The organism is Sneathiella sp. (genome assembly GCF_002694385.1).
Taxonomy (GTDB): domain Bacteria; phylum Pseudomonadota; class Alphaproteobacteria; order Sneathiellales; family Sneathiellaceae; genus Sneathiella.
This window is the reverse complement of sequence record NZ_NZMB01000013.1, coordinates 1-11,748: the sequence shown is the minus strand read 5'-3', so window position 1 is coordinate 11,748 and position 11,748 is coordinate 1. Positions and strand designations below refer to the sequence as shown.

Below are 11,748 nucleotides of genomic sequence, written 5' to 3'. Positions count from 1 at the left end.
TTCCCTCCCTAGGGTGTCAAAATGGGTTCAATCAGCCTGAATATCGGATCGGCCAGGAAGAACAGCACGACACAGGCGCCCGCGGTAATGACGGGCGGCAAGACGCAGAACAACGGGGCTTCCTGAACATTTTTCCAGCTGAAACGGGATGTCTCGTGACCAGGCGCAATCAGCGCCTCCCGCGTGCCGGGCGGGGCAAAAAAGAAGCCACGCACCACGATCGGCAGCAGATAGGCGATATTGAGCAGGGAGCTGACAAGCAGCACAACCATCAGGATCACTTCATCCGCATCGGCGGCACCGACCATCAGGTAAAATTTGCTCCAGCTACCGCCGAGGGGGGGCAGACCGATAATACTGAGAGAGCCGATCAGGAAGGCAATAAAAGTAATCGGCATCTTGCGCCCGAGCCCTTGCATATCACTGATTTCCGTCTTGTGAACGGCGGTGTAGATGGCGCCAGCGCAAAAGAAAAGGGTGATCTTGCCGAAAGCATGCATGACGATCTGCAGGGCGCCGCCCGCCACGGCCATGGAAGTCGCCATGGAGGCGCCGAGCACAACATAGGCGAGCTGGCTGATGGTGGAATAGGCGAGCCGGGCTTTCAGATTGTCTTTCGTCAGCGCAACGACGGAGGCCGCAACCAGCGTGTAGGCGGCAATCCAGGTTAGCCAGCCCGATGCGCCGGTCTCCGCAAGGAAGTCAATGCCGAAGATATAAATGACGACCTTCAGTACCGCAAAAACACCGGCCTTGACGACGGCCACGGCGTGCAGCAGGGCACTCACCGGTGTCGGGGCGACCATGGCGGCGGGTAGCCAGCGATGGATGGGCATCAGGGCGGCCTTGCCGATCCCATACATGAAGAGGAACAGCAGCACCGTGGCAACGCCCGCGCTGGCATAGCCGGACAGAATGCCGCCTTTCACGAAATCAAGCGTTCCCGTCAGCATATAAGTCCAAATGATGGCGGGCAGCAGCAAGCCGATGGACGTGCCGATCAGGATGCCGAGATAGATACGCCCGCCTTTCAGGGCCGCTGCATTCATCTTGTGCGTGACCAGAGGATAGGTCGATAGGGTCAGTACTTCATAAAAAATGAACAGCGTCAGAAGGTTACCGGAGAAGGCGATGCCCATGGTGGCCGAAATGGCAATGGCGAAACAGACGTAGAAGCCCGTCTGGCGGGGTTCGTTATTGCCGCGCATATAGCCAATGGAATAGACCGAATTGATGATCCAGAGCGAGGAGGCGACCATGGCGAAGGTCATGCCAAGGGGCTCGACTTTGAGCGCGAGGGTTATGCCCGGCATAACTTCAAGCAATGTGACGGCCGGAGTGAGACCATTCAGCACATGGGGCAGAATGCTGAAGACATTGAGGCAGAGCAGAACGGCCGTGACCAGCGTAACGCCCTCGCGGACATTGGGTGCCTTCGAGGCGAGGGCAATGCCGATCATGCCGACAAGCGGGATGATCAGGGACAGGAGGAGATGGGTTTCAGGAGTAAACATCGCTCACGCTCCTCCCGTCAGAAAGGCGGCGGCCGCTTTGGCTATGCCGACGCTGAAGCTTGTCTCTACCCCGAAATAGAAGCTGCCAAGGATGAAAATCCACGTTGGAACCAGCAGGGAGAGCGGCGCTTCTTTACGCACGGCGTCATCGGGGGGATCACGGAAATAAGCGACCTCGACAATACGCCAGATATAGATGACAGCAAGCAGGCTGGAGATCATCAGCAGAGCAATAAGGCTGTAGCCGATAAAATCTCCCCGTTCGAACGCCGCGCTGACCAGATACCATTTGCTGATAAAACCCGGCGTTAGCGGCACGCCGATCAGGCCAAGGCCGCCCAGTACGAAGCCGAAAGTAGTGATCGGCATGCGGCGACCGATTCCGTCCAGATCCTTGAGCCAGGCGGAGCCAACAACGAAGAACATGCAGCCAACCGACAGGAACAGGCCGGTCTTGACAATGGCATGGTTAAAAATATGCACAATCGTTGCGGTCAGGCCCGCTTCACTGGCGAGCGCGATGCCGAGAGTAAGGTAGCCAAGTTGCGCCACACTGGAATAGGCGAGGATACGCTTCACATTGGTCTGAAAGATGGCAACAATGGACATGGAGAGGAACCCGGCGACCGCCAGCGGCATCAGGAAATCCGTCAACGCAAGATCACCGAAGGCAAAGTCCGGGCCAAAAACCGTATAGATGAATCGGATCAGCAGATACACCGATACTTTCGTGGCCGTTCCGGCAAAAAAAGCGGTAACGATGCTGGGCGCGAAAGTATATCCGTTTGGCAGCCAGACATGGAACGGAAACAGGGCGAGCTTGATGCAGATGCCCATGACGATGAAACCGACAGCCGCCAGAACCGGCGGGGTCCCCGCAATATCGGCAAAGCGTGTGGCGATATCTGCAATATTGAGCGTTCCCGTCATCAGATAGATGAGACCAACGCCGATCAGATAGAATGTCGCCCCGATGGTGCCGATGATAAGATACTGAAAGGCAGCGGTCAGCGCGCGCCGGTCGTTCCGCGCCCCCATGGCGATCAGCGCATAGGAGGAAAGCGACATCACTTCCAGGAAGACGAAGATGTTGAACGCGTCCCCCGTGATACAAATGCCGAGCATGCCGGTCAGGGCCAGCAGATAGGCGGCAAAAAACAGGCCAAGCTGTTCAGGGCGGGTTTCCCGGGCAATGCTTTCCCGCGCAAAGAGCAGGACGCCGGTGCTGATACCGCTGATCAGGATCAGCATGAAGGCGCTCAGCAGATCTACCACATACTCAATGCCCCATGGAGGGGCCCAGCCGCCGAGGTGATAGGAAATTGTCCCTCCGTCAAGGACCTGCACCATCAACTCGATGCTCAGGTAAAAGCTGAAGGCACTGATAATGGTTGTCAGCAGCCATGGCAACACGGTGCCGCGAAACAGCGCGCAGACCGGCGCGGCCAGCAGCGGCAAGAGGACGACAAGGATCGGAAACTGGGAACTCCACGCACTCATCTCAGTCCTTTGCCTCCATCTCGAGGATGTCGTCCTCTTCAATCGTGCCATAGGCCTCGCGAATACGGACAACCAGAGAGAGGCCGAGTGCCGTTGTCGCCACGCCCACGACAATGGCCGTCAGGATCAGCACATGGGGCAGGGGGTTGGAATAAAAAACCTCGGTCCCCGGCGGGATATCCTCCACCACGATCGGGGCCGTGCCGCCACTGATCTTGCCCATGCTGATATAAAAAAGAAAAACGGAAATTTGAAAAAGCGACAGGCCGATCATCTTCTTGACGAGGTTGGAACGGCTCATCACCGTATAAAGCCCCACCATCAGCAGGATGACAAAAACCCAATAGTTGAAAAGGCCAAGGATCATTGGTTCTTCTCCTGCTCTGCCTGCTGCGAAATCAGCAGATCGGCGCGGCCGACAAAAGCATAGAATATGGCGAGCATGGCCGCCGTCACCGTGATGCCGACGCCGAGTTCGACCAGCAGGATGCCGAGATGCTGTCCGGCAACCGGATCACTTGAAAGGACATTATAATCAAGGAAGTTCGCGCCGAGCAGCATGCCCGCCACCCCGACACCCCCATATAGCAGCACGCCAATGGAAATGAGGAACAGGATCGCCTTTTCATTGATGACTGATCGGGCGAAGTCCAGCCCGAAGACAAGAGCATAAAGGATAATGCCGGCGGCAAAGATAACACCGGCCTGAAAGCCGCCGCCGGGGCCGAAATCCCCATGAAACTGTACGTAAAGCCCGAACAGGAAGATGAAGGGAACCAGCAGCTTCGCGATCACGTGGGGAATGAGATCATGGGCGCTGCCGAGCCCGCTGAGGCTGCCGCCAAGGCCATCGCGCAGCAGGACCATATCGCTGTCGGCATCGCCTTTGCGCCGTCGCTGCTGCCGCAGGATGAGGAGTACGGCTATACCGGCAGTGAAAATGACTGTTACCTCTCCGAAGGTATCATATCCGCGATAGCTCGCCAGGACCGAGGCAACCATGTTGGGGATGCCGATTTCCGTCGGGCTGACATGAACGTAGCGCGGCGCGACATGGGTGTGAACCGGATTGTCAGCGGCGCCGAAAGGCGGCATGTCGAACGTCGCGAAGATCAGCGCGGCGCCGACGGCAAGACAAATCAGCAGCGGAACGGGAGCAAATTTTGGCCGCTCCTTTTCTTGGGCGCCGACGAGGGCCAGCGTACCAATATAGAGAACCGTGCTGATGCCCGCACCGACAGCGGATTCAGTGAAGGCAACGTCAACCGCATCCAGACTGATAAAGATCAGCGCCATGGTAAAGCTGACAATGCCAAGCAGCATGGTCGCGACAAACAGATTGCGGACCATCAGAACAGTTACGGCCCCGGCAATCAGCAGCAGCATCAGAAAGATATCGACAAAGGCAGCTATTGTCCCGTTCCCCTCTGGTTAATGGTGGTGTTACGCGTCCTCGTCTTCGAAGCCGTCCAGTTTGGGTTTCAGCCCCGCCACGAAGCTGGCCTGAGCCAGCGCATAGGAGGCTGTCGGACTTGTGAAGAAAATGAAAATGACGATCATGAGAAGTTTGGCTGTCACAAGGGTAAATCCGCTTTGCAGGGCCATGCCAAAAAAGATGAATGCTGTCGCCAGGGTATCGGCCATGCCGCCTGCATGAATGCGAGTGTACAGATCGGGAAGACGCAACAGTCCGAGGCCGGTAATCAGCAGCATCAGGCCGCCCGCGAGCAGCAGAATCCACGTCGCGATGTCAAGGGCAAGATCAATCATGGATTATCCACCGGCTTTGACAGTGTCCCGCGCAAGGTGCCGAACTTGAAATATTTCAGCACGGCGAGAGTGCCGATGAAATTGACAAGGGCGTAGACCAGCGCCAGGTCGAGAAAATCCGGACGACCGCTCATAAAGCCCATTACGCCAATCAGCAGAACCGTTTTGGTGCCGATGGCGTTGGCGGAAAGAATGCGGTCATAGGACGTCGGCCCCAAGATGGCGCGTACAAGGGCGAGCGCAATGCTGACCAGAATGGCAATGGCGGTGATGGCGTAAATCATGCTCATAAATGCTCCTCCATGACCTTGGTGACGCGGCGGTCCATATCCCCGGCCTTGACGCCTTCGGCGGAGCCGACCGTCAGGGCGTGGACCAATACACGGTCTCCGTCCAGATCAACAGTGACGGTCCCCGGCGTCAATGTGATGGAATTGGCGTAGATGACTTTGCCAAGGTCGGATTTCTGGCTGGCCGTCACCGTAAACATGCTGGGGCGCAGATGGGACTTCGGGGAAAGAATGCATTTCGCGACATCGAGGTTAGCCTTGAAAATCTCGGCCATCAGCCAGCCCCAGTAGGGGATAATGCGCGGTCCGAGGTGGAGAGGCTGCCCCTCATGATCCACCACATCCATCCGATGAGCGATCAGGGCGGATAAAAGACAGGAAAACACACCAAGCCCGGTAACCAGAGGCGTATAATGCCCGGACAGCAATAGCCACACGGCCAGTAGTACAAAAAATAGACTAACGGTTCTTATCAACGCCCTGATTTTCCTGTTGTCGGCATGGTTATTATGTTGGAGGGACCCTGAACCCTCGGCTCAAAGCCGTCGGCACGTATATGCCACGGGATGAAGGCGGCCGCAAGTATCAACCGCAATTTCACAAAAGGGTGAAGCGGCCGTCAGTCGGTCGTCAATATTGATTATCGCTCCGAATACTGGAAGATACGGCGGATACAACCAATTCGAATATTGAAATTTTACTTAATATTATGTTAAACTGTCTGTCTGGCAAAGCGTTGGGAGACGTTTTGTAAGTTCGGGAGTAATATATGACAGCCAAAATTGAACAACTGAGGAGTAAGCAGGAAAGCACGAAATCGAACGAGTCCCCGGAAACAACCTTTGAAATGACAGGACGTGTTAAATGGTTCAACACGGTCAAGGGTTTCGGTTTTCTGACACCGAATAACGAACCGGGCGATATCTTTCTGCATCTTTCCTGCTTGCGTGAATCAGGCCATGAATATGTGGCCGAGGGAGTGAGTATAACCTGTGTGGTTGTCCGCCGCTCCAAAGGGTTACAGGCGATCAAGGTTCTTGATATCGATACATCCACGGCCGTGCCTTTTGAGCCGAGAGTGCCCGAGAAGAACAATGTCACCACCCATCCTGCCGTGCAGCCGCAAGGTGATTTCGTCGAGGTCGAGGTGAAATGGTTCGATCCGGTGAAGGGATACGGCTTCCTGACGCGTGGCGAGGGAACGCAGGATATATTCGTGCATATGGAAACGTTACGCCGGGAAGGCATTTTACCTATTCAGGCGGGACAGCGGTTGCGGGTGCGTATTGGCGACAGCGCCAAAGGCCCGCAGGTGGCGGAGATTGAACGTCCGGCCGGATAAGCCGGACGCTCCCTGTTGTGGTTTCGGGTGAACGGCGTCGTCAGTCGATGATAACGGCGTAGTCGCTGGCCGGTTTTGCTTCCCGGATAAGCCCCTGTTCCATCAGAAACGCAGCGAAACGGTCATATCTTCCCCTGTCCAGGGCGGCGGGGCGGAGGGCAAACCTTGGCAATGTCGCCGCAAAGGATCGACGGTTCAGTTCATCATCCAATGCCTTGTTGTGTTCGATAAACAGCTTCCAGCTTTCTTCGGGATGATTGACAAGATATTGCACCGCCTGCTCCAGCGCATCGACAAAGGGCTTCAGCCGGGCATCTTCCAGCTTGTCGCTGTTGGCGACAAGGATCAGCTCGTCATAAGCGGGAACGCCCTCTTCTTCGGGATAGAAAGCCCGGCCGGGACGTTCCTCTATATCCATTTGGTTCAACTCAAAATTGCGAAACGCGCCAATCACCGCATCAACCTGTCCGGCGAGAAGGCTGGGGGAGAGCGAGAAATTCACATTGATCAGTGTTACATCGTCGGTGGTGATGCCATGAGGCTCCAGCATCTTGCTGAGCAGGGCCGTTTCGAACCCGCCAATGGAATAGCCGATCTTGCGGCCTTTAAGATCAGAAAGTGATTTGATCGGCCCGTCTTCCAGTACAACCAGGCTATTGAGCGGTGTTGCCACCAGCGTTGCAATACGTTTCAGCGGCAGCCCGGCATCGACCTGCATATGCAGCTGTGGCTGATAGGTAATGGCAAGATCGGCCTTGCCTGCGGCGACGAGCTTGGGCGGATCATTGGGATCAGCTGGAGCAATCATTTCCACCTCAAGGCCATGATCCTTGAAATAGCCCATCTCCTCGGCAATGATCAGCGTTGCATGATCTGGATTGACAAACCAGTCGAGCAGGACCGTCAGCTTTTCAGCAGCGGCGGCTGTGCCAGCACCCTGTATCAGGCCGGCCAGGACAAAAGGGATAAGAAAGCGTTTCATTTATGTCTCCGTCGATTGGGAAGATTGATGTTGCGGAAAAGAGAAATCGGCCCGCGGGGCAAGCCATGGAAGAGCCAGCCGAAGGCCATGATCAATCAGGAAATATAACGCAAGCGCCATGAACGTGAGGGTAAGCAGGCTCGCGAACATAAGATCCGTCTGCACACGGGCATTGGCATGCAGCATTAGGTAGCCAAGACCGGAAGAGGCGCCGACCCATTCGCCGACCACCGCGCCAATCGGGGCGATGGCGGCGGCGACGCGTATTCCGGACGCGAGGGACGGCAGGGCAAAAGGGATTTTGATATAGCGGTAAAGCCGGACAAGGCGCAGGAAACGACCCTTCGGTCCGGATTGTTGTAAGAGGGTGGCGAGATTCGTCCAGGCCGGGTCCGTGCGGTTCAATCCGTCGAGAAATCCGACGGTTACGGGAAAATAGATGATCAGCAAACTCATAACGATTTTCGGCGCCATGCCATAGCCGAGCCAGAGGACCAGCAGCGGGGCAATGGCGAAGACGGGGATCGCCTGGCTGGCGATCAGGAGCGGGAACACCCACTGTTTGACAGGCCGATAGGCTGAGATCAGCAGTGCCGATATCATCCCGAAAAGGACGCCGAGAAACAGCCCCGAAAGAATTTCAATGCCTGTCGTCAGCGCATTTTCCGCAATCAGCGCGGCATGGGTTACAAGCGCTTTGCCCACCACCAGCGGGGCGGGCAGAATGAATTTTGGCAATGAAAATACCGTTGTAATTACAGCCCAAAGGCAGATCAGCCCGGCAATGGTTATGAGGGGGCGAAAAAGGCGCATATCAGCCTCCCTCGCTTACTGCGAGAGCGGACATGATGGCGGAATAATGCCGTTTTAGCTCGTCGTTCGTGGGATTGCGCGGAATCTTCCCTGTCGGTCGGATCGGATCCGAAAGCTGCGCCGGTTGGCCGGAGAGAACATAAATATCATGGCCGATGCGGAGGGCTTCCATCGGGTCATGTGTGATCAGCAACACGGTTCTGTTGGCGAGTAGGCGGGCGGCAAGCGCTTGCAAATGGTACTTCGTAATGGCGTCAAGCGCTGAGAATGGCTCGTCCATCAGAACGACCGGTGAGTCTTCCATCAGCGTCCGGGCTAGGGCGACCCTCTGCCGCATACCGCCGGACAGGGTGTCCGGCCTGGTATTTCGCCATTTTTCGAGACCGACACGGGATAACAGCGTATCGGCCCGGGCCAGATCAGGCACCTCCCCGCGTAGCCGGGCGCCGATCAGCAGATTGTCCCGCACGCGTGCCCAGGGAAGCAGCAGGTCCCGTTGGTCCATATAGGACAAGCGTCCGGTCAGAGGCTGACCATCACTGGTTTCGAGAAAACTTTCAGATGGTATCGGAAGAAATCCTGCTATTATTCTGAGAATGCTGGTTTTTCCGACGCCACTTGGGCCAAGAAGGCAGGTGATGCGTCCCGGCGGAAGCGTGAGATCCAGATTCCGCAGCAGCAGATCACCGTCGAAGGCGAGCGAGCTCAGTCGAAGCCGTAGCCCGACAGAGGAAATGTCTGTTTCCGCAAACGGGATAGAAGCGGATTCCGCAGTATCGGAACTGGCTGGATAGTCAGGGTCCATTGATCTCTCGTTCCTACGCAGGTATTAACCTGATCAGGTGTCGGGGTCGTCCCATCAATGGAACCTCTCAGCCGTCGCGGCTCCCCCCGAGGAAGCTTCACTATAAGGATTTAATGCTGAGGAGCAAAGGATAATCTGGAAATGCCGGGATCGTTGCGTGGATATAAGGATGGTTTGTTTAAACTGGCGGGTGTTTTACTCCTGCTTTGTGTTGCGCTGGCATCTGCGCGCGCCATGGAGACAGAGCCGCTTTTGATCCGAACCGGTGATCGGTTGATTGAATTACAGATTGAACTTGCCGATGAGCCGGACATGCGAAGCAAAGGCTTGATGCATCGTACATATCTGCCGCCTATGCAGGGCATGCTGTTTGATTTCGCGGCCGCGGGCCTCGTCAGCATGTGGATGAAGAATACAGAAATTCCCCTCGACATGTTCTTTGTGGATAGGCAGGGAAAAATTCTTTACATTAAGGAGGAGGCTCAGCCTCACTCGCTTGATCATATCACCTTTGACGGCCCCGTCCACGCGGTGCTGGAGGTGAATGGCGGCTTTGCGAGACAATTTGACGTACGGGTGGGGGATGTCATGATCCACCGCCTTTTTGATAATGAGTAACACCGGAATAATAATGAAGAAGCAAGACACCGGAGAATTCATCATCCCGGATGGATTTGAACGAAGTGACGGACAGGCCCCATTCGGGTCTCATTCCGGGCCCTACTATCAGAAAATTACCAGCGAAAACAAACTGATTCGGGCACTTCATGTGAAGCCGTATCATCTGAACAGCATGCGGTTTCTCCATGGCGGAATGCTGATGACCTTTGCCGATGCGGCAATGGCGTCTGTCATCATTCACGAAACGGATCGGCCCTGCGTCACGCTTAAGATGAATTCGGAATTTCTATCGGCGGCCCTGGAGGGGGATTGGATCGAAGCGCATGTCGATATTGTCCGCACGACGAAGACCATTGCATTTGCAAGGGGTGGTCTCATGGTTCGGGGAAAAATGATATTCAAATGCGATGGCGTTTTTCACTTTGTCCGTAAGAAAAGCTGAGTTTATTCTGGCAGGCTAGCTTATTTCCGGCTTGCGGGGCCGGACATCATGGTATAGATCATCAAGGCATGTCGGGGCGTAGCACAGCCTGGTAGTGCGCTCGCTTTGGGAGCGAGAGGTCGCAAGTTCGAATCTTGCCGCCCCGACCACCGGAAAGTTATGTCAATCAATGAATTGAGGGACCTTTTTCATCCTCTATCCGGTTTCCCCAGAAAAGTGCGGTTAAAAGATTCTCTCAATCCCTCCTTTCGATTGCCCGATTGTGAAAATTCCCTAAAATGAATGGCGAATTGTTCATGACGGAGAAAACCGCCGATGACGCTATATTTACTTGATCGCATATTTCTTTCCGTGCGCGCCGCCGCTGTATTGCTGCTTCTTATGGCCGCGCCCGCCTGGGCGGATACCCCGTCCTTCAGCGGCCTGAAACCAGCGGTCCCACAACCGGATGCGGCGACGCTGAAGCCCGGCCTGGCGGTGACTTACTATGGCGTGGAAGTCAACAGCCTCAGGAAGCTGGAAGAAAACATGGATTATATGGATGGCACGCCGGGGACGCCTATTCCGATGCTGAATTATCAGGTCGGCGCAGGCAATGTCCTGACTTCCAATAGCAACGACATGGTGGGCGCAGACATTAAGGGCTTTATCCATCTGAAGAACCCCGGCCGGTATATGTTCATGGTGCATTCCAATGACGGGGTTCGGCTGACCATCGGGGAGAAGATGCTGTTTGAAGACCCGGATGTACACGCCGACCGGTTTTCCGATGAAATAATTGTTGAGATTTCGGAACCGGGCTGGTATCCGATCCACATTCTGTATTTCGAGAAGAAAAACACCTCGACACTGGAACTTTACTGGGAAGCGCCGGGATTTGGCGATATGGATTATGTCCCTGAAGAAGTCTTCGGTCATATTGGAGAGTGAACGCAAATGGCAGTGAAAGCGAGAATCTTTCAACCGGCGAAAAACGCCATGCAATCGGGCCGTAAGGGAACCAAAGGCTGGCGTCTGGAGTTCGCGCCGGGCGCCGCTCGCTATATCGAGCCGTTGATGGGCTGGACGGGGTCGCGCGATATGAATGCGGAAGTGCGGCTGAGTTTTGAGGATAAGGAAAGCGCCATCGCCTTTTGCGAGGCCAATAATATCGATTATACGGTGTATGAGCCGAAGCAGCGGCGCTTGCATCTGAAAACTTACGCCGATAATTTTTCCTACTCCCGCATTCGCGGGTAAGGCCCGGTTCACATAGACGGCCCCGTAGCTCAGCTGGATAGAGCAATTGACTTCTAATCAATAGGTCGCACGTTCGAGTCGTGCCGGGGTCACCACTATTTAATGATATAAACCAATAAGTTAAACGAAATCACTTCCTGTGCCAGGGAGTGATTTTTTATTGTTTGGACTATAAGGCAACAATTAGGCAACAAGCATAATTTATTCCGGCCTTTGTCAGCGCTGCTGTCGGATCGTGTAATTTGCATAAGGGGGGGGTAGGAGGAGGGGGGGGGGCGGATTTCCCGCTCGTATACATTTATGTGGGCCTACCGCGGCCAATTTTTATTTTTGGGTAAGCGGATTAAATGGTTGATCTTACCTTTGCATGAGAGTGAGACAGACCGGCATCTCATCGGATTATCTGGTTGATGCTTCACCTACTGCTGGT

At 55.1% G+C, this 11,748-nt stretch carries 15 protein-coding genes, 2 tRNA genes and 1 riboswitch; of the genes, 7 read left to right on the top strand and 10 right to left on the bottom strand.

What is annotated here, in order from left to right; genetic code table 11:
* Positions 1–8 precede the first annotated feature (8 nt).
* Genes CMN55_RS10025 through CMN55_RS09995 form a run of 7 tightly spaced genes read right to left on the bottom strand, consistent with a single transcriptional unit; the run spans position 9 to position 5,550 of the window.
* Positions 9–1,514 (bottom strand): monovalent cation/H+ antiporter subunit D family protein, encoded by a 1,506-nt coding sequence (locus CMN55_RS10025; protein WP_293949658.1) that lies wholly within the window; start codon positions 1,512–1,514, stop codon positions 9–11.
* Between the two features lie 3 nt (positions 1,515–1,517).
* Positions 1,518–3,014, bottom strand: coding sequence for a monovalent cation/H+ antiporter subunit D family protein (locus CMN55_RS10020; RefSeq protein WP_293949657.1), 1,497 nt, complete (start codon positions 3,012–3,014; stop codon positions 1,518–1,520).
* A gap of 1 nt (position 3,015) precedes the next feature.
* Positions 3,016–3,381: a cation:proton antiporter subunit C gene (locus CMN55_RS10015; protein WP_293949656.1), complete on the bottom strand. Its 366-nt coding sequence runs from the start codon at positions 3,379–3,381 to the stop codon at positions 3,016–3,018.
* A complete protein-coding gene (locus CMN55_RS10010; protein WP_366932026.1) occupies positions 3,378–4,427 on the bottom strand; it encodes a DUF4040 domain-containing protein in 1,050 nt (349 codons plus the stop codon). The genes CMN55_RS10015 and CMN55_RS10010 overlap by 4 nt, the downstream gene beginning before the upstream one ends.
* Before the next feature lie 30 nt (positions 4,428–4,457).
* Complete coding sequence (gene mnhG, locus CMN55_RS10005) at positions 4,458–4,784, bottom strand: monovalent cation/H(+) antiporter subunit G (RefSeq protein WP_293949655.1); 327 nt, start codon at positions 4,782–4,784, stop codon at positions 4,458–4,460.
* Positions 4,781–5,068: a monovalent cation/H+ antiporter complex subunit F gene (locus CMN55_RS10000; RefSeq protein ID WP_366932025.1), complete on the bottom strand. Its 288-nt coding sequence runs from the start codon at positions 5,066–5,068 to the stop codon at positions 4,781–4,783. Before CMN55_RS10000 ends, mnhG begins: the two co-directional genes overlap by 4 nt.
* Before the next feature lie 2 nt (positions 5,069–5,070).
* On the bottom strand, positions 5,071–5,550 hold the full coding sequence (locus CMN55_RS09995) for a Na+/H+ antiporter subunit E (RefSeq protein ID WP_293949653.1): 480 nt from the start codon (positions 5,548–5,550) through the stop codon (positions 5,071–5,073).
* A gap of 293 nt (positions 5,551–5,843) precedes the next feature.
* Here CMN55_RS09995 and CMN55_RS09990 point away from each other — a divergent pair, with 293 nt between their 5' ends.
* On the top strand, positions 5,844–6,416 hold the full coding sequence (locus CMN55_RS09990; RefSeq protein WP_293949652.1) for a cold-shock protein: 573 nt from the start codon (positions 5,844–5,846) through the stop codon (positions 6,414–6,416).
* 40 nt (positions 6,417–6,456) lie between these two features.
* Here CMN55_RS09990 and CMN55_RS09985 read toward each other — a convergent pair whose 3' ends face one another.
* The 3 genes from CMN55_RS09985 to CMN55_RS09975 all read right to left on the bottom strand — a co-directional run bounded on the left by CMN55_RS09985 (position 6,457) and on the right by CMN55_RS09975 (position 9,016).
* On the bottom strand, positions 6,457–7,398 hold the full coding sequence (locus CMN55_RS09985; protein ID WP_293949651.1) for an ABC transporter substrate-binding protein: 942 nt from the start codon (positions 7,396–7,398) through the stop codon (positions 6,457–6,459).
* The gene (locus CMN55_RS09980) at positions 7,399–8,211 is read right to left on the bottom strand and encodes an ABC transporter permease (RefSeq protein ID WP_293949650.1); all 813 of its coding nucleotides are present in this window, start codon (positions 8,209–8,211) and stop codon (positions 7,399–7,401) included.
* A gap of 1 nt (position 8,212) precedes the next feature.
* Positions 8,213–9,016, bottom strand: a complete 804-nt coding sequence (locus CMN55_RS09975; protein ID WP_293949649.1) for an ABC transporter ATP-binding protein — start codon at positions 9,014–9,016, stop codon at positions 8,213–8,215.
* A riboswitch (TPP riboswitch) is annotated at positions 9,010–9,113 on the bottom strand. (Overlaps the previous gene by 7 nt.)
* A gap of 44 nt (positions 9,114–9,157) precedes the next feature.
* Here CMN55_RS09975 and CMN55_RS09970 point away from each other — a divergent pair.
* The 6 genes from CMN55_RS09970 to CMN55_RS09945 all read left to right on the top strand — a co-directional run bounded on the left by CMN55_RS09970 (position 9,158) and on the right by CMN55_RS09945 (position 11,413).
* The gene (locus tag CMN55_RS09970; protein WP_293949648.1) at positions 9,158–9,634 is read left to right on the top strand and encodes a DUF192 domain-containing protein; all 477 of its coding nucleotides are present in this window, start codon (positions 9,158–9,160) and stop codon (positions 9,632–9,634) included.
* A gap of 13 nt (positions 9,635–9,647) precedes the next feature.
* Positions 9,648–10,079 (top strand): PaaI family thioesterase, encoded by a 432-nt coding sequence (locus tag CMN55_RS09965; protein ID WP_293949647.1) that lies wholly within the window; start codon positions 9,648–9,650, stop codon positions 10,077–10,079.
* Between the two features lie 72 nt (positions 10,080–10,151).
* A tRNA-Pro gene (locus CMN55_RS09960) sits at positions 10,152–10,228 on the top strand.
* Positions 10,229–10,394: 166 nt separating this feature from the next.
* Positions 10,395–11,009, top strand: a complete 615-nt coding sequence (locus CMN55_RS09955) for a PA14 domain-containing protein (protein WP_293949646.1) — start codon at positions 10,395–10,397, stop codon at positions 11,007–11,009.
* 6 nt (positions 11,010–11,015) lie between these two features.
* Positions 11,016–11,318, top strand: coding sequence for an ETC complex I subunit (locus tag CMN55_RS09950; protein WP_293949645.1), 303 nt, complete (start codon positions 11,016–11,018; stop codon positions 11,316–11,318).
* 18 nt (positions 11,319–11,336) lie between these two features.
* Positions 11,337–11,413, top strand: a tRNA-Arg gene (locus CMN55_RS09945).
* Positions 11,414–11,748: the final 335 nt, after the last annotated feature.

Coding starts and splice junctions, on each gene's coding strand:
- CMN55_RS10025 (WP_293949658.1), bottom strand. CDS start 1,514: ATGTTTACTCCTGAAACCCATCTCCTCCTGTCCCTGATCATCCCGCTT.
- CMN55_RS10020 (WP_293949657.1), bottom strand. CDS start 3,014: ATGAGTGCGTGGAGTTCCCAGTTTCCGATCCTTGTCGTCCTCTTGCCG.
- CMN55_RS10015 (WP_293949656.1), bottom strand. CDS start 3,381: ATGATCCTTGGCCTTTTCAACTATTGGGTTTTTGTCATCCTGCTGATG.
- mnhG (WP_293949655.1), bottom strand. CDS start 4,784: ATGATTGATCTTGCCCTTGACATCGCGACGTGGATTCTGCTGCTCGCG.
- CMN55_RS10000 (WP_366932025.1), bottom strand. CDS start 5,068: ATGATTTACGCCATCACCGCCATTGCCATTCTGGTCAGCATTGCGCTC.
- CMN55_RS09990 (WP_293949652.1), top strand. CDS start 5,844: ATGACAGCCAAAATTGAACAACTGAGGAGTAAGCAGGAAAGCACGAAA.
- CMN55_RS09985 (WP_293949651.1), bottom strand. CDS start 7,398: ATGAAACGCTTTCTTATCCCTTTTGTCCTGGCCGGCCTGATACAGGGT.
- CMN55_RS09980 (WP_293949650.1), bottom strand. CDS start 8,211: ATGCGCCTTTTTCGCCCCCTCATAACCATTGCCGGGCTGATCTGCCTT.
- CMN55_RS09975 (WP_293949649.1), bottom strand. CDS start 9,016: ATGGACCCTGACTATCCAGCCAGTTCCGATACTGCGGAATCCGCTTCT.
- CMN55_RS09970 (WP_293949648.1), top strand. CDS start 9,158: ATGCCGGGATCGTTGCGTGGATATAAGGATGGTTTGTTTAAACTGGCG.
- CMN55_RS09965 (WP_293949647.1), top strand. CDS start 9,648: ATGAAGAAGCAAGACACCGGAGAATTCATCATCCCGGATGGATTTGAA.
- CMN55_RS09955 (WP_293949646.1), top strand. CDS start 10,395: ATGACGCTATATTTACTTGATCGCATATTTCTTTCCGTGCGCGCCGCC.
- CMN55_RS09950 (WP_293949645.1), top strand. CDS start 11,016: ATGGCAGTGAAAGCGAGAATCTTTCAACCGGCGAAAAACGCCATGCAA.